Origin of the sequence: Rhizobium sp. GN54 (assembly GCF_021026345.1) — a bacterium.
Classification (GTDB): Bacteria; Pseudomonadota; Alphaproteobacteria; order Rhizobiales; family Rhizobiaceae; genus Mycoplana.
This window is the reverse complement of sequence record NZ_JAJNCZ010000001.1, coordinates 208221-227129: the sequence shown is the minus strand read 5'-3', so window position 1 is coordinate 227129 and position 18909 is coordinate 208221. Positions and strand designations below refer to the sequence as shown.

Annotated in this window: 18 protein-coding genes; 13 read left to right on the top strand and 5 right to left on the bottom strand. The window is 66.8% G+C overall.

Annotated features, from left to right (window positions below; genetic code table 11):
• Positions 1-203 precede the first annotated feature (203 nt).
• A complete protein-coding gene (locus LQK81_RS01085; RefSeq protein ID WP_230802824.1) occupies positions 204-2183 on the top strand; it encodes an adenylate/guanylate cyclase domain-containing protein in 1980 nt (659 codons plus the stop codon).
• A 6-nt stretch (positions 2184-2189) separates the two neighbouring features.
• Here LQK81_RS01085 and LQK81_RS01080 read toward each other — a convergent pair whose 3' ends face one another.
• Positions 2190-2738: a cupin domain-containing protein gene (locus LQK81_RS01080; RefSeq protein WP_230802823.1), complete on the bottom strand. Its 549-nt coding sequence runs from the start codon at positions 2736-2738 to the stop codon at positions 2190-2192.
• A 164-nt stretch (positions 2739-2902) separates the two neighbouring features.
• Between LQK81_RS01080 and LQK81_RS01075 the strand changes: the two genes are divergently transcribed.
• Positions 2903-4240 (top strand): aspartate aminotransferase family protein, encoded by a 1338-nt coding sequence (locus LQK81_RS01075; RefSeq protein ID WP_230802822.1) that lies wholly within the window; start codon positions 2903-2905, stop codon positions 4238-4240.
• 72 nt (positions 4241-4312) lie between these two features.
• Here the strand turns inward: LQK81_RS01075 and LQK81_RS01070 are convergent, their stop codons facing one another.
• Positions 4313-5113, bottom strand: a complete 801-nt coding sequence (locus LQK81_RS01070; RefSeq protein ID WP_230802821.1) for a hypothetical protein — start codon at positions 5111-5113, stop codon at positions 4313-4315.
• A gap of 357 nt (positions 5114-5470) precedes the next feature.
• Here LQK81_RS01070 and LQK81_RS01065 point away from each other — a divergent pair, with 357 nt between their 5' ends.
• The 11 genes from LQK81_RS01065 to LQK81_RS01015 all read left to right on the top strand — a co-directional run bounded on the left by LQK81_RS01065 (position 5471) and on the right by LQK81_RS01015 (position 15334).
• Complete coding sequence (locus tag LQK81_RS01065) at positions 5471-6130, top strand: dihydrofolate reductase family protein (RefSeq protein ID WP_230802820.1); 660 nt, start codon at positions 5471-5473, stop codon at positions 6128-6130.
• A gap of 105 nt (positions 6131-6235) precedes the next feature.
• On the top strand, positions 6236-6895 hold the full coding sequence (locus tag LQK81_RS01060) for a glutathione S-transferase family protein (RefSeq protein ID WP_230802819.1): 660 nt from the start codon (positions 6236-6238) through the stop codon (positions 6893-6895).
• A 180-nt stretch (positions 6896-7075) separates the two neighbouring features.
• The gene (locus tag LQK81_RS01055; RefSeq protein WP_230802818.1) at positions 7076-7951 is read left to right on the top strand and encodes an AraC family transcriptional regulator; all 876 of its coding nucleotides are present in this window, start codon (positions 7076-7078) and stop codon (positions 7949-7951) included.
• Between the two features lie 104 nt (positions 7952-8055).
• Positions 8056-8499, top strand: a complete 444-nt coding sequence (locus LQK81_RS01050; protein WP_230802817.1) for an SRPBCC family protein — start codon at positions 8056-8058, stop codon at positions 8497-8499.
• 10 nt (positions 8500-8509) lie between these two features.
• Complete coding sequence (locus LQK81_RS01045) at positions 8510-9313, top strand: FAD binding domain-containing protein (protein ID WP_230802816.1); 804 nt, start codon at positions 8510-8512, stop codon at positions 9311-9313.
• Between the two features lie 89 nt (positions 9314-9402).
• The gene (locus tag LQK81_RS01040) at positions 9403-9885 is read left to right on the top strand and encodes a (2Fe-2S)-binding protein (RefSeq protein ID WP_230802815.1); all 483 of its coding nucleotides are present in this window, start codon (positions 9403-9405) and stop codon (positions 9883-9885) included.
• Positions 9886-9897: 12 nt separating this feature from the next.
• Positions 9898-11265, top strand: a complete 1368-nt coding sequence (locus LQK81_RS26310; RefSeq protein ID WP_330166527.1) for a xanthine dehydrogenase family protein molybdopterin-binding subunit — start codon at positions 9898-9900, stop codon at positions 11263-11265.
• 3 nt (positions 11266-11268) lie between these two features.
• Complete coding sequence (locus LQK81_RS26305) at positions 11269-12294, top strand: xanthine dehydrogenase family protein molybdopterin-binding subunit (RefSeq protein WP_330166526.1); 1026 nt, start codon at positions 11269-11271, stop codon at positions 12292-12294.
• Between the two features lie 83 nt (positions 12295-12377).
• On the top strand, positions 12378-13247 hold the full coding sequence (locus tag LQK81_RS01025; protein ID WP_230804368.1) for an AAA family ATPase: 870 nt from the start codon (positions 12378-12380) through the stop codon (positions 13245-13247).
• A gap of 34 nt (positions 13248-13281) precedes the next feature.
• Complete coding sequence (locus tag LQK81_RS01020; protein ID WP_230802814.1) at positions 13282-14463, top strand: vWA domain-containing protein; 1182 nt, start codon at positions 13282-13284, stop codon at positions 14461-14463.
• Positions 14447-15334, top strand: a complete 888-nt coding sequence (locus LQK81_RS01015) for an amidohydrolase family protein (protein ID WP_230802813.1) — start codon at positions 14447-14449, stop codon at positions 15332-15334. The genes LQK81_RS01020 and LQK81_RS01015 overlap by 17 nt, the downstream gene beginning before the upstream one ends.
• Positions 15335-15582: 248 nt before the next feature.
• On the opposite strand, the gene LQK81_RS01010 is transcribed toward LQK81_RS01015, so the two are convergent.
• From LQK81_RS01010 to LQK81_RS01000, 3 genes are all read right to left on the bottom strand, one after another.
• Positions 15583-16740 (bottom strand): fumarylacetoacetate hydrolase family protein, encoded by a 1158-nt coding sequence (locus LQK81_RS01010; RefSeq protein ID WP_230802812.1) that lies wholly within the window; start codon positions 16738-16740, stop codon positions 15583-15585.
• A gap of 254 nt (positions 16741-16994) precedes the next feature.
• Positions 16995-18068, bottom strand: a complete 1074-nt coding sequence (locus LQK81_RS01005) for an ABC transporter ATP-binding protein (protein WP_230802811.1) — start codon at positions 18066-18068, stop codon at positions 16995-16997.
• A 5-nt stretch (positions 18069-18073) separates the two neighbouring features.
• Positions 18074-18907, bottom strand: coding sequence for a carbohydrate ABC transporter permease (locus LQK81_RS01000; protein ID WP_230802810.1), 834 nt, complete (start codon positions 18905-18907; stop codon positions 18074-18076).
• Positions 18908-18909: the final 2 nt, after the last annotated feature.

Sequence of the window (18909 nt, the reverse complement as noted above, 5' to 3'; positions counted from 1 at the left end):
CACGCCTACTGCTAGACAAAGCCGCAGCCGCCGGTTGTTCCTGCGGGAACAGGCGTGTGACCGCCTTCCCTTTTTGCGTTGCGCAGCGACTTGGCGAATCTTATCAATAGGATCACGCTGGGGATTCCGCGCCGGACGCCTCGTCCGCAGCCGGGCGGCACAGGCAGGAAATCGGCGGTTCGGGGAGCAGAAGGGGCCTTGGGATGAGCGCGAGGAACGCAGCGACAGTGCCGGCGAAAGGGGTGTGGCGCGGTTCGCTGCGCACGCTTCTGGGCGTCGTCATGGTCGCTCTGCTGCTCGCCGTCTCGGGCGTGCTGATCGCGATCGACTTCAATCGCGCCCGAAACGCTGCTCTCGCGACCGCCGAGGGCCGCATGCGCGGCTTCGAGGAACGGCTGATCACCCGCATGCAGAGCCTGTCCGGCGACACGTCCGGACTGGTCAACCTGATCGTCTCGATCGCCAACTCCTTCCTGGCCGGGCCGGACGAACGCATCGCCGACAAGGTGACGATCCTCAGGGCGGCGCTCGCCCGCTCGCCGCAGATCGACGGCGTCTATGCCGGCTATCCCGACGGCGGCTTCTTCCACGCCGTCAACCTGTCGTCGACCGACTGGCGGACGGCCCTGAAAGCGCCGCCCAATGCCACGATGGCGGTGCGCATCCTCAGTCCGAACGACGGCGCGCCGATCGCCCACATCCTGTTCTACGATGGCGCCGGCAAGCAGCTATTGCGGCGCACGGAGACCGGATGGGACTTCGACCCGCGCCAGCGCGCCTGGTATCGGGCTGCGGCCGGGGGGAGCGGGCCGGTCGCCACCGGTCCCTACAGCATGGCGACGACGAGGACGCTCGGGATGACCATCTCCCAGGCGCACAAGGGAAATCCCCAGATCGTCGTCGGCGCCGACGTGGTGCTCGATCACGTGACCCGGTTCATCGCCAGCGAACGGTTGACGCCGAGCTCCGTCGCCTTCGTCGTCGATGCGAACAAGAAACCGCTCATCCATTCCGACCGCCGGCTGATGAACGCGATCGCAGCCTCGAAGAGCGAGCGGGACTTCGACCCGTCTTCGATGCGCGATCCGCTGTTGGAAGCGATCAGAGATAAGCCGCCGTCGCTGGACACGATGGGAATGGTCGAGGCGGCCGGCCGGCGCTGGGTGGTGCTGGGCTCGCAGGTCGACAGCGCCATCCTCTTTCCCGGCCACGTCGCGGTGATCGCGGCACCGGTCGACGAACTAATGGCGCCCGCGATCCGCGGGCTGTACCAGGGGCTCGCCATCTCCGGCGCGGTCGTCGTGCTGGCGATCCTCGGCGCGCTTCTGCTGGCGCACCTCATCACCAAGTCGCTGCACCAGCTGACCGCCAGCGCCAACCGCCTGCAGGATCTCGACTTCCGCACGCCGATCGACGTGCCGACGCGTGTGCGCGAGATCGCCACCCTCGGCGGCGCGATGAACAGGGCACGCGACGCGATCTTCACCTTCGGGCTCTACGTGCCGAAGGAACTGGTGCGCAAGGGGCTGGAGGCCGGCCATTTCGGCCGGACGGCGCGGCGCCAAGACGTGACCGCCATCTTCACCGACATCTACGACTTCACCACCATCAGCGAGCGCCATTCGCCGGAAGAGGTCGTCAGCATGCTGTCGGAGTATTTCGACATTCTCAACGACACGGTGAGCGCGCATGGCGGTACGATCATCCAGTTCCTGGGCGATTCGATCTTCGCCATGTGGAACGCACCGGCTGCCGATCCCGACCACGCCGAGAACGCCTGCCGCGGGGCGCTGTCGATGCGCGCGCGCATCGATGCGTTCAACGAGAAGCAGCGCCAGCTCGGCCTTCCGCAGTTCCGCACCCGCTTCGGCATCCACACCGGCACCGCCGTCGTCGGCAGCGTCGGCGCCAGCGACCGCCTGCAGTACACGGCGATGGGCGACAGCATCAACGTCGCCTCGCGGCTGGAAGGGATGAACAAGACCTACGGCACCACGATTCTCGCCAGCGGCGCCGTGTTCGAGCAGTGCCACGACAGCATCCGCTTCCGCCCGCTCGGAAAAGGCCAGGCGAAGGGGCGGACGACCGAGCTCGACCTCTACGAGGTCATCGGCGTGGTCGGCCGGATGGACGAACGGGAGCCGCAGGCGCCGGCGGCCCGGCCCCTTTCCTCCGGGCGCTGAACCGGCTCAAAAGGTCGGCGGCGTGCAGGCGCTGATGACCTCGCAGGGTACCGGCCCGACGCAGCGGAAGCGATGCGGCCTGCGGCTTTCGAAGTAATAGGCGTCGCCGGGGCCGAGGATGCGCCGCTCGTCGTCGACCGTCACCTCGAGCCGCCCGGACAGGACGATGCCGCCCTCCTCGCCCTCATGCACCAGCGGCACCTTGCCAGTATCGGCGCCGGGCTGGTAGCACTCCTTGAGAATCTGCAGGGCCCGGCCGAACAGGTTTTCGCCGACCTGGCGGTAAGAGATCGGCCCCTTGCCGATCTCGACCAGTTCGTCGGCCCGGTAGAAGGCCTGCTTCGGGCGCTCCGGCTCGAAGGCGAAGAATTCGGCAAGGCCGATGGGGATGCCATCGAGGATGCGCTTCAGCGCGCCGACCGAGGGATTCGACGCGTTGGATTCGATCAGCGAGATGGTGGAATTGGTCACCCCGGCCCGCTTTGCCAATTCGCGCTGGGACAGGCCGTGCCCGATCCGCAGGCTGCGCAGCCTGTTTCCGATATCGACCGACATGACACCTCCCGCGACCGTGCAACTGCGGCCTGTTTGCCTTGTTCGAAATATCGAAAACATGGCGAGAACGGTCCATATTTTTCAATGACTTCATAGCAGGCAGAAAAGGACTTGTTCAAGATCGCAAAGCATGGCCTCAATCCCGCCAGCCAGAGGAGATCGCCATGAACGTTCACAACAAGCCCAACGCGCCCGTGCTCGACAGCTACTGGATGCCGTTCACCGCCAACCGCCAGTTCAAGGCGGCACCCCGCCTGCTCGCCGGCGCCGAGGGCATGCACTATACGACGAATGACGGCCGCACGGTGCTCGACGGCACTGCGGGCCTGTGGTGCGTCAATGCCGGCCACGGCCGCCGGCAGATCGCGGCCGCCGTCGAGCGGCAGTTGTCGACGCTGGACTACGCGCCCTCCTTCCAGATGGGCCACCCGATCGCCTTCGACTTCGCCGAGCGGCTCGCCGAAATCGCGCCGGGGCCGGAAGGCGCCAAGCTCGACCGCATCTTCTACACCGGCTCCGGCTCGGAATCGGTCGATACCGCCCTGAAGATCGCGATCGCCTACCAGCGCGCCATCGGCCAGGGCACGCGCACGCGCCTGATCGGCCGCGAGCGCGGCTATCACGGCGTCGGCTTCGGCGGGATTTCGATCGGCGGCCTCGTCAACAATCGCCGGGTCTTCCCGCAGCTCCCCGGCTCCGACCACCTGCGCCACACCCACGATCTTGCGAAGAACGCCTATGTGAAGGGACAGCCCGAGCACGGCGCAGAATTGGCCGACGATCTGGAGCGACTGGTGGCGCTGCACGGCGCCGAGACGATCGCCGCCTGCATCATCGAGCCGGTCGCAGGCTCCACCGGCGTGCTGGTGCCGCCGAAGGGCTATCTGGAGCGGCTGCGCGCGATCTGCGACAAGCACGGCATCATCCTGATCTTCGACGAGGTCATCACCGGCTTCGGCCGCCTCGGCGCGCCCTTTGCTACCGACTTCTTCGGCGTGACGCCCGATATCGTCACCACCGCCAAGGGCCTGACTAACGGCGCGATCCCGATGGGCGCGGTGTTCATCAGCCGCAAGGTGCACGACGCGCTGATGCAGGGGCCGGAGGGCGCGATCGAACTGTTCCACGGCTACACCTATTCCGGCCATCCGGCCGCCTGCGCTGCGGGCATCGCCACCCTCGACATCTATCGCGACGAGGGTCTGCTCACGCGCGCGGCCGAGTTGCAGGACGACTGGCACGCGGCGATGCACTCGCTGAAGGGCCTGCCGCATGTCATCGACATCCGCACGATCGGCCTGATCGCCGGCATCGAGCTTTCTTCCCGCGACGGTGCGGTCGGCGCGCGCGCCTATGACGTCTTCGTCGACTGCTTCGAAAAAGGCCTCCTGATCCGGGTCACCGGCGACATCATCGCGTTCTCGCCGCCGCTGATCGCCGAGACGAAGCACTTCGACGAGATCGTCTCGGTGCTGGGCGAGGCGCTGAAGCGGGCGAAATGACCGACGCGCGATGAAATGGAAAGGCCGGTCTGCGAGGACCGGCCTTTGCTTTTGTCATCAGACCGATTTGGTCTAGAACTTGACGGCGAGGCCGATGATCGGTCCCTGTTCGACAATATCGAAGACGAAGCCGTCATTGCTGTAATCGACGCCAAGGGCGCGGTAGCCGATGACCGACGAGAACGTTTCGTTGAATTTGTAGCCGACCGTCGCAGCGACGTCCCAGTCGATATCGGCACCGCCGCCGCCAACCAATCCCCAGCCGGTCAGGAAGATATTCGGCGTGATGAAATAGGTGCCCTTCACGCCGCCGACGGCATCGACCCAGGTGTCGCCGTCGCTCGTCGAGCGGCCGTCCAGCAGGCCTCCGCTGAGAGAAATCGTCGTATCGACCGACCAGACGCGCACACCGCCGACGATATCGAGATGTCCGGTATTGTCCTGCAGAACCGAGTAGCCGACGCCGAGAAGACCTGCGAACGTCTCGCTGTCTACTGTCGCCTCGTCGGCCACAATGCCTCTTGGCGTGCCGGCGCTGCCGGACAACTTCACATACATGAGATCCGCGAAGATACTGTAGCGATCATAGCGGGCTTCCCCGATCGCCATTGCCGCAAAATCGAGATGGTCCCAGATGTCGCCGAAGGACGAGTCCACATCGACAGTGGGTTGAAAGCGCCCGATGTTCATTCCGACGTCCCCGGACATTCCCGCCGCCCAGAAATAGGGCGCGAAGGTGAAGGTCCAGCCGCTCTCCGTCTCGATCTGCTGTGCCTCCGGCGCCATGACAGGGGTGATATCCGCGGCGGCGGCGTCCTGTCCCAACATGCAGAGCCCTACGCAGAAAATGGTGGCTGCGATGCGATGCGTCATATGTCCCTCCAGAGGTCACAAGGGCGACCGTTTACATCTGACAGCAGTCTCCCGGCAGGCACAGTCCCCACTGCCACGCCGGGCATCGTCGCATCCGTCGAATCGACGGACAACGACGACACAGGAATGACACCAATTTGCACGACGCTTGACAAGCAAATCCGGCGACCGGACGGCTCCCCTGGAGAAATCGGCTGCCGGATGCGACGGAAATCACGCACTATCCGCCATGGACGCCCGATCCCGCCGCAATGGGCGGGCGGCCACCAGCAAATTTGTCGGCCGCCCCTGTCGGGATTACCGGCCCGCAACCGTCTTTCATGGGACCGGAAGCTCGAACGCAACAGGAGAACGCATATGCGCAAGATCGTAGTCGGAGCCTTCACCAGCCTGGATGGCGTGATGCAAGCCCCGGGCGGGCCGGACGAGGACCCCATCGGCGGCTTCAGGCACGGCGGCTGGGCCGTCCCCTACTTCGACGAGGCAATGGGGGAAGCGGTGGATGCAATGTTCGCCGCGCCCTTCGACCTTCTACTCGGGCGCAAGACCTACGACATCTTCGCGGCCCACTGGCCCTATGCGGGAGCGGACGATCCGATCGGCACCCTGTTCGACCGCATCACCAAATATGTCGCCACCCGCAATGCGGCCTTCGACCCCACCTGGAAGAACAGCCGCACGCTCGGCCCCGACGTGGTTGCGCGGCTGCGGAAACTGAAACTCGAGGACGGACCGAACCTGCTGACGCAGGGCTCCACCGAACTCCTGCAGACGCTGTTCCGCCACGACCTCGTGGACGAGCTCCATGTCTTCGTCTTTCCGGTCGTGCTCGGCGGCGGCAAGAAACTGTTTGCGGACGGTGCTGCGCCAGTCGCCCTGAGGCTGGAGAGCTCGAAGACGTCGCCCTCCGGCATCAGCGCCAACAGGTACACGCGCGCCGGCGCGGTCGAGACCGGCTCGTTCGAATTCGAGCAGCCAACCGAGGCGGAACTGGAACGGCGGCGGAAGCTGACCTGAGGCGGAGTGCCTTTTTCCCGTCCCGGATGGGCGTGGCACTTCTGATTGCATTTTGCAATTGGTTTTGTTAGGGTGCCGTCGTCATCCGGAGGCGGGGAGGAAACCGTGAGCCTTATCCTTTATGCACATCCGTTCTCGTCCTACTGCCAGAAGGCGCTGATTGCGCTCTACGAGAACGAGACGCCCTTCGAATTCCGCATGCTCAGCCCGGAACAGCCGGAGATCCTGCACGAATTCGAGGCGCTGTGGCCGGTGAAGCGGTTTCCCATCCTCGTCGACGGTGACCGGACGTTGCTGGAGGCGAGCGTCATCGTCGAATATGTGGCGCAGGCCCGTCCCGGCCCGTTCAAGCCGATACCGGAGGATCGCGCAGAGGCGATCGAGGTTCGCATGCTGGACCGGATCTTCGATAACTATGTCAGCACGCCGCAGCAGAAGATCGTGTTCAACGCGCTCCGGCCCGAGGCGGACCGCGATCCCCATGGCGTCACCGAAGCCCGCACGATGCTGGAGCGCGCCTACCAGTGGCTGGACCGGCACATGCAGGGCCGCGAATGGGCGGCGGGCGATCGTTTCAGCCTTGCGGACTGCGCTGCCGCACCGTCGCTGTTCTATGCCGACTGGACCCACCCGATCGATCCGGCCCTGACCAACCTTGCGGCTTATCGCGCCCGCCTGCTCGCCCGCCCCTCCTTCGCCCGCGCCGTGGACGAGGCGCGGCCGTACCGGACGTACTTCCCGCTCGGCGCACCCGACCGGGATTGAGGCGCGCCCTCCAGGCAGATGCAATCGATCCGTCTGAAATTTCGCCGCGGGCGGGCGGACGGGCGCGCCTGCCGCGCCGGCCGGGTTGACGGGGCACGGCCTTGCCCACACACTTCGGCGGGCGGATGACGGCGGGCGAAAGCGCGTCGAAACGGGAGGTTTCATCCGCGGGAGGAACACATGACGGAATCCATCAGGCTCTTTCGGGGCCCGTTCGGCCATGTCTCGCTGCTCAATGTCGGCGGCAATCTCGTCACCCATGCCCATCCGGAAGCGCACATCGTCATCTGGCTCGCCGGCGCGCCCGGCCGCATGACGGTGGGCAACAGGACGATCAGGCCGGAGCGCGGCGTGGCGGTCGGCATCAACTCGTTCGAGCCGCACAATCACGTCTTCGCCGAGGGCGAGGTGCCGGGGCAGTTCCTGGCGTTCTACATCGACATGGACTGGCTCACGGCGCGGCGCGGCCTGGCCGCCGGCACTAAGGCCTTCCACGGCCCGCTCATTGCGCTCGAAGGCTGGATCGCCCGCAACATCGAGACCCTGACCGCGCGGCTGATGGCGATCGACGAGGACTACGACCTCGTCGCCTACGAGCTCGAGCGCTTCATCGACCACGTGCTCGACCGGGCGGAAGCGGCGCGGCCGAAGAACCGGGTGCTTTCCGGCAGCCGCGGCGGGCGCGACTACCGCATCCGCAAGGCGCTGGCGCTGATGGAGGCGAATGTCGGCGAGCGCATCTGTTTCGACCAGGTGGCCCGCAGCGTCGGCCTGTCGCGGCCGCATTTCTTCGCCCTGTTCAAGGAACAGATGAGCGTGACCCCCAATGTCTACTGGAACACGCTCAGGATCGCAGAGGCGCTGCGCTGCCTGCAATCGACCGACGAGACGCTGATCTCGGTCGCCTGCAACCTCGGCTTCTCGACGCAGGGAAACTTCTCCCGCTTCTTCCGCGAGCACACCGGCGTGCCGCCGACGGTCTACCGCTCGGCCGCCACCGAAGGTCCCCACCGGATGGTTGCCGGGCGCCGGCTGCCTGCCGATCACTGTCGATGACGGCGCTTTTTCAGACGCTGCGATAGGCGGCCAAGACTTTCCGATAAGCGGACCCGGATGGCGGGCGTAGGCTGCCGTCACCAGAGACCGACAGGAAAAGATCCATGGCACACGTCTTCATCTCCTCCGTCATTCCCGCGCCGATCGACAAGGTCTGGGCGAAGATCCGCGACTTCAACGGCTTGCCGAGCTGGCATCCGCGCATGGTCAAGAGCGAGATCGAGGACGGCCTGCCGGCCGACCGGATCGGCTGCGTGCGCCGGTTCGAGCTCGTCAGCGGCGCCACGCTGCGCGAGCAACTCCTGACCTTCTCCGACATCGACCGCTCGGTCAGCTACACGATCCTGGAGACGCCGCAGCCGATCACCAACCACAAGGCAACGCTGACGCTGCGCCCGATCACCGACGGCGACCAGACCTATGCGGAATGGAGCGCCACCTTCGACGCGCCGGCGGAGGAAGCCGACAAGGTTGCGGCCGGCATGGGCACCAACGTGTTCCAGGGCGGCTTCAACGCGCTGAAGGAACACTTCGCGGCCAAGGCCTGAGGAGGCGACGATGGGGCTCGGCCTTGAGACCTTTCCCACGCTCGCGGCCGCCGGCGAGGCGCTGGCCGCAAATGCCGCGGCCCGCTATCTCGGCGGCGGCACGCTCGTCGTGCGCAGCGCCAACGAGGGCGATGTCGGCTTCGAGACCTATGTGACCGCAAGCGAGCGGGCCCTCACCGACATCGTGGTCGCGGACGGACGCGCGACGATCGGCGCGGGCGTGACCATGGCGCGGATCGCCCGCGAACCGGCGCTCGGCTTTCTGGCACCTGCGGCCAGGGCCGTGGGCGGACCGGCGATCCGCAACATGGCGACGGTCGGCGGCAATCTGTTCGCCCCCGTTCCCTATGGCGACTTCGCCGTGGCCTTGCTGGCGCTCGATGCCAGCCTCGACATCGACGGAGAGCCGGTCGCCGTGTCCGCCTTCCTCGCCGGACGGGACACGACGCATGCCGGCGCGCTGGTGCGCTCGGTCTCCTTCACGCTGCCCGCCGAAGGCAGCTTCCTTTTCGCCAAGGCCTCGCGGGTCCGGCCCAAGGGCGCGTCGGTGGTGACGATCGCCGCCGTCGTCGAGGAGCGGGCGGGAACGATCTCCAGCGCGCGGATCGCCTATGGATGCATGGCGGACCGGCCGATCCGCGCGCCCGCGGTGGAACGGGCGCTCGCCGGCAAGGCCCGGACAGCGGAGGGGATCGCGGCGGCGCTCGCCGTCGCGACGGAGGGCACCGCGCCGCCGACCGACGCGATCGCGAGCGCCTGGTACCGCGGCGAGGTGCTGCCGGTGCACCTGAAGAGACTGCTGCTTCCGGCGTGAAGGCGGCGCGGGCGCCGGCGGGAGGCCGACGCCGCAAGACGTGCAGGCAGGGACAGGCAGCATAGGCAAACACGGTTCGGGAGGACCGCATGAAGAAGGTTCCGGTGCAGTTCACCCTCAACGGCGAGGAAAAGGCCGAGTTCGTCGAAAGCGGCGTGACGCTCCTGAAGGCGCTGCGCGAGAAGATCGGCGACACCTCGGTCAAGGCCGGTTGTCAGCAGGGCACCTGCGGAAGCTGCGCGGTGATCGTCGACGGAGAGCTTCGGCTCTCCTGCCTCACGCTCGCCGAGCGCTGCGGCGGTGCGGCGATCGAGACGACCGGGGGGCTCGCGCATGGCGAGGTGCTGCATCCGCTGCAGCGTGCCTTCAACGAGGGTTTCGCCACCCAGTGCGGCTTCTGCACGCCGGGGATGATCATGGCGGCCAAGGCGCTGCTCGACCACAACCCGCAGCCGAGCCGCGAGGACGTGGTGGAGGCGATCTCCGGCAATATCTGTCGCTGCACCGGCTACGAGCCGATCATCCAGGCGATCCTGGCCGCCGCCCGGGCCAATTCGCTGAGCGCGGCCTGAGGGGAGAGAAGCATGGAACTGCGCAAGGAATACTTCGCCGACGAGCGCAAGGACGACCTGAAGGAGATCGGCCAGCCGCGGCTGCGCGCCGACGCGCTCGGGCACGTCACCGGCACGACAACCTTCTTCGCCGACCGCAACCTGCCGGGGCTCCTGCACCTGAAGATGGTGCGCAGCCCGCACCATCACGCCCGCATCCGTTCGATCGATCTTTCCGAGGCCGGACGGCATCCGGGCGTGGTCCGCATCCTGACGGCGGACGACGTGCCGCACAACGTCTACACGATCCTGACGCTGATCCAGGTCGGCCCCGAAGACGAGACGGTGCTGGCGACCGACAAGGTGCGCTGGAAGGGCGAGGCGATCGTGGCGATCCTGGCCGACAGCGAGCGCGCCGCGCACGAGGCGGCGCAGAAGGTGAAGGTCGACTACGAGGTGCTGCCGGCGGTGCTTTCGATCGACGAGGCGCTGGCGCCGGGTGCGCCTGTTGTCAACGAATATCACGGCCAGAACTTCTATCGCTACGACAGCGGCGAATGCCGCAAGGTGCGGTTCGGCGACGTCGAGGCCGGCTTTGCCGGGGCCGACCACATCCTCGAGCAGACCTACGGTTCCGGCCCGATCGAGCATGCGCCGACAGAGACGACCGGCTGTATCGTCATGCCGGAAGGCAGCGGCCGCTTCACCTGCTACACCAACACGCAGGCGATGTTCTTCACCCTCGACAACACCTCGATCATCCTGCAGATGGACGGCGCCAAGCTGCACATGGTCGGCGGCACCGTCGGCGGCGGCTTCGGCGGCAAGGTGGACGTCACCGTCGAGCCGATCGCCATCCTCGGCGCCAAGCTGACCGGCCGCCCGGTCTCCTTCATCTATTCGCGCGAGGAAGAGATGCAGATCTCGTCCCCTCGCGCGGCGGAAAAGCTCGTCATCAAGGACGGGGTGATGAAGGACGGGCGCATCGTCGCCCGCTACGTCAAGGCCTATATCGATGCCGGCGCCTATTCGCGGCATTCGCCCTATGGCGCGCAGAAGTCGGCCGCGCATTTCCCGGGTCCCTATACGGTCGAAAACGTCTGGGTGGACAGCTACTGCGTCTACACCAACCGCACACCGTCCAGCGCCATGCGCGGCTTCGGGGTGACGATCGGCGACTTTGCGCTGGAGGTGCAGATGGACAAGCTGGCGCGGCTCGTCGGCATGGACCCGCTGGAGTTCCGCTTCGTCAATGCCTATCGCGACGGCGACATGAAGGCGCATCGCCAGCCGACCGAAGGGGCGGCACTGATCGAATGCATGCAGGAGGCCTCGCGCGCGGCGCAATGGCCGGTGGCCGAGAAGTACCTGCAAATGTCGTCCGCGCGGCGGGAGGGGTGAGCGATGGCAATGCGACAGGGCCGCGGGGTGGCGGCGGTGAACTACCCGACCGGCATGAACCTCGGCGGCGACCCGACCCAGGCGCTGGTGCACTCCACGCCGACCGGGAACTTCATGGTGTCGCTGTCGAGCGTCGACCTCGGACAGGGGATGAAGCAGATCATGGCGCAGATCTGCGCCGAGACGATCGGCGTGCCGACCGACCGCGTCATCATCGACACGGCCGACACCGATACCGGCCCGCATTGCATGGGCACCTTTGCCTCGCGCGGCACCCACCGCGCCGGCAACGCCGTCATCGCGGCGGCGAAGGAAGCGCGGCAGGTGATGCTGGAGGTGGCGGCGGAGGAGCTTGAAGTCAACGCTTCCGACCTCGACACCGACGGCACCGGCAACATCCACGTCAAGGGTGCGCCACAGCGCTCGATCTCGATCTTCGACACCGCACTGGCCGCCCATTTCAAGCGGGGGCGCTCGATTTCGGGGCGCGGCATGTTCCTGATCCCCCGCTCCTATCCGGATGCGGAGACGGGCGCGATGAAGCCGTCGACCTGCTATGCCCATGCCTGCACGGTCGCCGAAGTCGAGGTCGACGACGAGACCGGCGAGGTCAACGTGCTGACGGTGAAGAACGTCTTCGAGATCGGCCGGGCGCTGAACCCGAAGATGGTCGAGCAGCAACTCGTCGGCGGCTCGTGGATGGGGATCAGCCACGCGCTCTACGAGACGACCGAACCCTACTATCCGAGCCGCGAGCATGGCGGGCGCGACTTCAACGAATATCTGATGCCCGGCCCCGGCGATCTCGCGCAGACCGAGGTGATCGTGCTGGAGCGCCCGGCGGCGGACGGTCCCTATGGCGCCAAGGGCCCGGGCGAGATGTGCGCCAATCCGCAGATCCCGGCGATCGCGAACGCGATCTTCGATGCCGTCGGCGTGCGCATCGACACGCTGCCGATCACGCCGGAGCGGATCCTGCGCGCGCTGAAGGCAAACGGTGCGGAAGACGCGGGCACGGTGGCGCATTGAGAACGATGCGGCGCGCGCGGGCGACGCCTGACACGCCCTGCCCGCAGGAGGAGCGATAGATGCGGGAGGATACCGCAAGCAAGATGCTGGAGACGCCGGAAACGGTGGCGGAACTGTTCGAGGACGTCGCCTACATCGCCGACGACGGGCTTGCGACGGCCGTCTTCCTCGCCGTCCAGCTTGGCAAGCCGCTGCTTCTCGAAGGCGCGCCCGGCGTCGGCAAGACGGAAGCGGCGAAGGCGGTGGCCGACATTCTCGGGCGGCAACTGATCCGGCTGCAATGCTACGAGGGGATCGACGCGCAGCACGCGCTCTACGAGTGGAACTACCAGCGCCAGTTGCTGGCGATCCGGCAATCCGACACTCGGGCCGGCGAGAACGAGGTGGATATCTACGACGACCGCTTCCTGATCGCCCGGCCGCTGCTGCGCTCCCTGCAGGCGCCGGAGGAGACGGTGCTGCTGATCGACGAGATCGACCGCTCCGACCACGAGTTCGAGGCGCTGCTGCTGGAATACCTCTCGGACTTCCAGATCTCGATCCCCGAGCGCGGCACCGTCACGGCGGCGGCGCGCCCGATCGTGATCCTGACCTCCAATCGCACGCGCGAGCTCGCCGAGGCGCTGCGCCGCCGCTGCGTCTACCACTGGATCGCCTATCCGGACCCGCTCCTTGAGGCGGCGATCATCATGCTGAGGGCGGGCGACGTGGCCGAGCGGACCGCGCGCGCGGTGGCGAACGCCGTCGGCGCCATCCGCGCCCGGCCGCTCGCCAAGCCGCCCGGCATCTCCGAGGCGGTGGAATGGGCGAACGCGGCGACCGTCCTGGAAAAGGGCGGCAGCCCCTGGCCGGAGGCCTTCCGCCGGGCGATCGGCGTGCTGATCAAGGACGAGGAGGACCTCGCTTTCATGGCGCCGGAGCTGGACGCCATCGTGGAGGAGGCCATGGCATGACAGGCCCGGACGGCCAGCACGGCGGGGGCAGGCCATGATGCGCGCCGAAACCGCCAGCCGGCGACGGGCCGGCCCGCTTCCCCGCGCCTGCGGCCCCTTAATGGCGTTCGTGCAGGCCCTGCGCGCTAACGCCTTTACCGTCGCGCCCGAGCAGGCGACCAGCTTCCTTGCAGCGGTCGCCCTCGTCGGCCCGAGGAGCATGGAGCATATCCGCCAGGCAGCGATTGCGACGCTTGCGCCGCCCCCCGAGCGCCGCGGCGCGTTCGACGCGCTTTTTCGCGCCGTCTTCTTTGCCGATGCCCCGCTTGCAGCCGTGGGCGACGACGAGGACGAGGAGACCCGCATCCGCGATGCCGGCGGCAGGGACGAGCGCCGCGAGATCCCGCTGAAGCGGGAAAAGGGCGGGGCGATCTCCTCGACAACGGAGCAACTCTCCGTCCGCAGCTTCGCCACCGGCGAGGATGCGGCGCTTTCCGCCTTCCGGCGGTCGCTCGCGCGCGCCCTGCCCGTCCGCCGCACGTTCCGGCAGCTGAAGGCCCTGTCGGGCGGCAGCATCGATCTCAGGCGGTCGATGCGGGAGATCGTACGCGGCGACGGCGACGTACCCTCGCCGGACTATCGCCGGCGCCAGCCGGTGCCGCGCCGGCTGGTGCTGCTGATCGACGTTTCCGGATCGATGCGCGAGCACACCGAAGCCCATCTGCGGCTGGCGCACGCGGCGGTGCAGGCCACCGCTACGGCCGAGGTCTTCACCATCGGCACGCGGCTGACGCGGATCACCCGCGCGCTGCGCATCCGCGACCGCGAGCGGGCGCTGGCGCTCGCCGCCGACACGGTGGCCGACTGGGACGGCGGTACACGGATCGGCCCGGCGCTGCTGGCCTTTCTCTCTGTGCCGCGCTTTGCGGCCCTTTCGCGCGGCGCGAGCGTCGTCATTCTATCGGACGGCCTGGAACGCGGCGACCATACAGCGCTGGAGACGGCGATGCGCCGGCTGTCGGCCCGCGCCTTCCGGCTGTCGCTCGCAAGCCCGCTCGCCGGCGATCCGCGCTTTCGGCCCGAGACGGCGGCGCTGGCCGCAATCCTCCCCTTTCTCGACGACCTCGTCGACGGCGCCTCTGTTTCGGCATTGACGGATTTCTTGCTTTCGCTCGGCCGACCCGCACCCCGCGCCGAGGCGATCTGGGGGAGGAGAAAACATGAACGGCATCGTTGACTCGCATTTCCATATCTGGCGGCAGAAGGACCTGCCCTGGCTGAACGGGCCGATGGTGCCGCGCATCTTCGGCCCCTACGAGCCGATCCGGCGCGACTATCCGATCACCGAATATCTCGGCGACCTGCAGGGATCGGGCGTGGAGAAGGCCGTCTACGTCCAGACCAACTGGGCCAGGGAGGACTACGAGAACGAGGTCGACTGGGTGAGCGCCACCGCCAAGGAATTCGGCTGGCCGCATGCGATCGTCGCCTATGCCGACATGAGCGTGCCGGACGTTCGGCCGCAGCTCGACCGCCTCAAGGCCTATCCGCTGGTGCGCGGCGTGCGCATGCAGCTGCACTGGCACCCGGTCGAGGAATACCGTTTCGCCCCCGATGCGAAGCAGGTGATCGATCCGGCCGTGCGCGCCAACATCGCCCGGCTGAAGGACTACGGCTTCTCCTTCGACCTGCAGCTGTTTCCGGCGCAGATGAAGGATGGCGCGCGGGTCGTTGCGGAAAACCCGGAGACGGACTTCATCCTCACCCATTGCGGCATGCTGGTCGACCGCGAGCCGCAGACGGTCTCGGCCTGGCAGGAGGGGCTGCGGCAGTTCGCCCGCATGAAGAACTTCCATGCCAAGCTCTCCGGGCTCGGCACCTTCATCCACCGCAACGACGCCGACCTCATCGGCTTCGTCGTCGACCAGGCCGTCGAAATCCTCGGCAGCGACCACCTGATGTTCGGCTCGAACTTCCCGATCGAGAAGCTGTGGACCGACTATCCGACGCTCATCGAGACCTATCGCGAGGCCACCGGCCGGCACGATCCGGCAGCCCGGCAGAACATGCTGCGCGATACCGCCATGCGGGTCTATCGACCGATGTGAACAGCTGCGGACGCCGGTTCACGCGAGATCCCGTTCCGATTCCTGGTGCATTTACGCTGGATCGGGTTGGACTCAATGTCTCCGGTCTGCCACAAGCCCTTGAGGACGCGACTGCCGTTATCTCTAGAACGGAGTCGGGCAACAGATTGACGTCACGTTGCTGCCGCGAGATCACGCCGGCCGTCCTGCCAATCTCCTCCGCTCGGCCCAGACGCCTCGTCCCGACCCTTTTTGAGAACGGCTTCCGCTCAGAGCAGGTCGCGGCCTGCTAGGTTGCGCATCAGTTCGGCGATGCCGAAGGTCCAGGGCGGGCATTCGGTCGACAGGCGGACCGTGTTCGTCAGGGCGCCGAGTTCGGCATTGGAGATCGTCACCCGGTCGCCGATCTTGTGCGTGAAGCCCTCGCCCTTGACGTCGCGGTCCTCGACCGGGGCAAACAGCGTGCCCATGAACAGCATGAAGCCGTCGGGATACTGGTGGTGGCGGCCGATCGTCTGGGCGACGAGGTCGAGCGGGTCGCGGCTGATCTCGCGCATCGTGCTCGACCCCTTGAGGACGAAACCGTCCTCGCCCTCGATCGTCAGATCGAGATCGGCCCTGCGGACGTCGTCGATCGAATAGGTCTCGTCGAACAGGCGGATGAAGGGGCCGATGGCGGCAGAGGCGTTGTTGTCCTTCGCCTTGCCGAGCAACAGCGCCGAGCGGCCCTCGACGTCGCGCAGGTTGACGTCGTTTCCGAGCGTGACCCCCTTCACCGTGCCGCGACCGTCAACGGCCAGCACGATCTCCGGCTCGGGATTGTTCCATCTGGAGACCGGATGCAGGCCGACAGAGGCGCCCCAGCCGACGGCGGAGAGCACCGGCGCCTTGGTGAAGACTTCGGCGTCCGGGCCGATGCCGACCTCCAGATATTGCGACCAGACGCCCTCCTCGATCAGCGCCGCCTTGACCTTGACGGCCGCGTTTGAGCCGGCCTTGAGATCGCGCAGGCTGTCGCCGATAATGGCGGTGACGCGCTCGCGGATCTTCTGCGCCAGCGCCGGATTGCCGGCCGCCTTCTCCTCGATGACGCGCTCGATCATCGAGCGGGCGAAGGTGACGCCGCAGGCCTTGACCGCCTGCAGGTCGCACGGGGCGAGCAAGTGGACGCGCGACAGATCGCCGGTACCTTCGACGGAATTGTCGAGCACGGCCGGAAGCGGTGCCACGACCTCGCCGGCCGCGGCGCGGACATGGGCGACCGGATCGTCCATCTCCAGAAGATCGCGCATCGTCGGCGCCGCCTTGCTGGTGATGTCGACCAGCATGCCGTCACGGACGACGACGAGCGAGGGCCCTCTCCGCTCGGCGCGCCAGATGCGCCCGACAAAGGTGCCGCGACCGAATTCTCCTGCCTGCAATGCCATGCCGATCTCCTCCCGAACTGCGGCGCTATTCATGCCCGATGAAGACAGGGCGGGGCAAGGGGGTGCGTGGTCATTGGCGGTGCAACAGCCTCCCCTCTTCTCCCCTCGGGGAGAAGGTGGCCCGAAGGGCCGGATGAGGGGGCGGCAAGGCAAGGCCCCCTCATCGCCTCACTGCGTTCGGCACTTCTCCACGCTCGGGAGAAGAGGGAATGTGCCGTGCGATGGCGCGTTGCCCTTTCCCCCAATGGGGATGCTCACCCCACCCGATCCCCCTTGTCGTCGAAGACGTGCAGGTACTTCTGCGGGAAATCGACGCGCACCGTTGGTCCCGCCGAGAGCGCCTCGCGGTCGAGGGTGAAGATCTTGAAGGGCAGGCCGTGCAGGGAGAGGTGGAGGATGATGCCGAAGCCGGTGGGCTCGACCAGGTCGACGCTCGCCTCCAGCATGCCGGTGTCGCTGATGACGACGTGTTCGGGGCGGATGCCGAGGGTGACGGTCGCGTCCGGACCGATGCCGGTACGGCTCGCGACCGGGACGACGGTGCCGTCGGAAAGGCGGATACCTGCGCCCTTCCCTTCGCCCGGAACGACATAGCGCCCCTCGAGGAAGTTCATGCCCGGCGATCCGATGAAGCCGGCGACGAACAGGTTGGCGGGAGTGTCGTAAAGCTCCAGCGGCGAGCCGACCTGCTGGACGACGCCGCCATGCATGGCGACGATGCGGTCGGCGAGCGTCATCGCCTCGATCTGATCGTGGGTGACGTAGATCGAGGTGGCCTTGAGATCGGCGTGCAGCTTCTTGATCTCGGCGCGCATCTGTTCGCGCAGGCGGGCGTCGAGATTGGAGAGCGGTTCGTCGAACAGGAACGCCTTGGGCTTGCGGACGATGGCGCGGCCCATGGCGACGCGCTGGCGCTGGCCGCCGGACAGCGCCTTCGGCCGGCGCTCCAGAAGCGGCTCCAGCCCGAGCTTGGCGGCGGCACCGCCGACAGCACTTGCGATCTTCTCTTTCGCCGTCTTCCGGAGCCGCAGGCTGTAGCTCATGTTGTCGGCCACGCTCATGTGCGGGTAGAGCGCGTAGGACTGGAACACCATGGCGATGTCGCGGTCCTTCGGCGCGAGATCGTTGACGCGGTTGCCGGAGATGCGGATGTCGCCGGAGGTCACCTCCTCCAGCCCCGCGATCATGCGCAAAAGTGTCGATTTTCCGCAGCCGGAGGGGCCGACGAGGACGATGAACTCGCCGTCCCTGATGGTGAGATCGACACCGTGCAGGACGGGAAACGGGCCGTAGCTCTTGCGCACACTTTCGATATCGATGGAAGCCATGACAATTATCCCTTGACCGCGCCGGCCGTCAGGCCCTGCACGAGGTAGCGCTGGATGAGGAGGAAGAACAGGCAGGCCGGGATCAGCGCGAGCACGCCGGCGGCCATCATCTGCCCGAAATCGACCGAGAACTTGGAGACGAAGGTCAGGAGTCCGACCGGGAAAGTCGCCGCATCGTTGCCAGAAATCAGCATCAGCGCGAACAACAGCTCGCTCCAGGCGGCGGTGAAGACGAAGCCGAGGGTGGCGGCGATGCCCGGCAGCGTCAGCGGCAGGATGATCTGGCGGAAGGCGACGAACTGGGTGGCGCCGTCGATCATCGCCGCCTCCTCCAGGTCCTTCGGGATGCCGTCGAAGAAGGACTGCATCAGGAAGGTGGCGAAGGGGACGTTGAAGGCGGAATAGACGATGACGAGACCGGTGAGGCTGTTGGTCAGCCCCAGCGGCGAGAGCATCTTGAAGATCGGCGCCACCAGCATGACCAGCGGAAACATCTGGGTGATCAGCATCAGCGCCACGATCCAGTACTTCGCCCGGAAGGAGAAGCGCGACAGCGCATAACCGGACAGCGAGGCGAGGATGGTGACGACGACGGCGGTGGCGCCCGACACGATCAGACTGTTCTTGAAAAAGGTCGGAAAGGCGCTGTGGGCGATGACGAAGTTGAAATGCTCGAAGGTCGTGCGCGACGGCCACATGCGCACGCCCTCGCTGTAGAGCAGGTCGTTCGGCGTCACCGAGACCTTCAACAGCCAGAACAGCGGAAACAGCGCGAAGACCACATAGACGAGGATCGCCCCGCGATGGGCGCCGATGAGGAGAAGCTTGCCGGGTCTCATGG

What these genes read in the sequence shown, in the direction of transcription:
- LQK81_RS01085 (WP_230802824.1), top strand. Translation starts at nt 204, where the DNA reads ATGAGCGCGAGGAACGCAGCGACAGTGCCGGCGAAAGGGGTGTGGCGC.
- LQK81_RS01080 (WP_230802823.1), bottom strand. Translation starts at nt 2,738, where the DNA reads ATGTCGGTCGATATCGGAAACAGGCTGCGCAGCCTGCGGATCGGGCAC.
- LQK81_RS01075 (WP_230802822.1), top strand. Translation starts at nt 2,903, where the DNA reads ATGAACGTTCACAACAAGCCCAACGCGCCCGTGCTCGACAGCTACTGG.
- LQK81_RS01070 (WP_230802821.1), bottom strand. Translation starts at nt 5,113, where the DNA reads ATGACGCATCGCATCGCAGCCACCATTTTCTGCGTAGGGCTCTGCATG.
- LQK81_RS01065 (WP_230802820.1), top strand. Translation starts at nt 5,471, where the DNA reads ATGCGCAAGATCGTAGTCGGAGCCTTCACCAGCCTGGATGGCGTGATG.
- LQK81_RS01055 (WP_230802818.1), top strand. Translation starts at nt 7,076, where the DNA reads ATGACGGAATCCATCAGGCTCTTTCGGGGCCCGTTCGGCCATGTCTCG.
- LQK81_RS01050 (WP_230802817.1), top strand. Translation starts at nt 8,056, where the DNA reads ATGGCACACGTCTTCATCTCCTCCGTCATTCCCGCGCCGATCGACAAG.
- LQK81_RS01045 (WP_230802816.1), top strand. Translation starts at nt 8,510, where the DNA reads ATGGGGCTCGGCCTTGAGACCTTTCCCACGCTCGCGGCCGCCGGCGAG.
- LQK81_RS01040 (WP_230802815.1), top strand. Translation starts at nt 9,403, where the DNA reads ATGAAGAAGGTTCCGGTGCAGTTCACCCTCAACGGCGAGGAAAAGGCC.
- LQK81_RS26310 (WP_330166527.1), top strand. Translation starts at nt 9,898, where the DNA reads ATGGAACTGCGCAAGGAATACTTCGCCGACGAGCGCAAGGACGACCTG.
- LQK81_RS26305 (WP_330166526.1), top strand. Translation starts at nt 11,269, where the DNA reads ATGGCAATGCGACAGGGCCGCGGGGTGGCGGCGGTGAACTACCCGACC.
- LQK81_RS01025 (WP_230804368.1), top strand. Translation starts at nt 12,378, where the DNA reads ATGCTGGAGACGCCGGAAACGGTGGCGGAACTGTTCGAGGACGTCGCC.
- LQK81_RS01020 (WP_230802814.1), top strand. Translation starts at nt 13,282, where the DNA reads ATGATGCGCGCCGAAACCGCCAGCCGGCGACGGGCCGGCCCGCTTCCC.
- LQK81_RS01015 (WP_230802813.1), top strand. Translation starts at nt 14,447, where the DNA reads ATGAACGGCATCGTTGACTCGCATTTCCATATCTGGCGGCAGAAGGAC.
- LQK81_RS01010 (WP_230802812.1), bottom strand. Translation starts at nt 16,740, where the DNA reads ATGGCATTGCAGGCAGGAGAATTCGGTCGCGGCACCTTTGTCGGGCGC.
- LQK81_RS01005 (WP_230802811.1), bottom strand. Translation starts at nt 18,068, where the DNA reads ATGGCTTCCATCGATATCGAAAGTGTGCGCAAGAGCTACGGCCCGTTT.
- LQK81_RS01000 (WP_230802810.1), bottom strand. Translation starts at nt 18,907, where the DNA reads ATGAGACCCGGCAAGCTTCTCCTCATCGGCGCCCATCGCGGGGCGATC.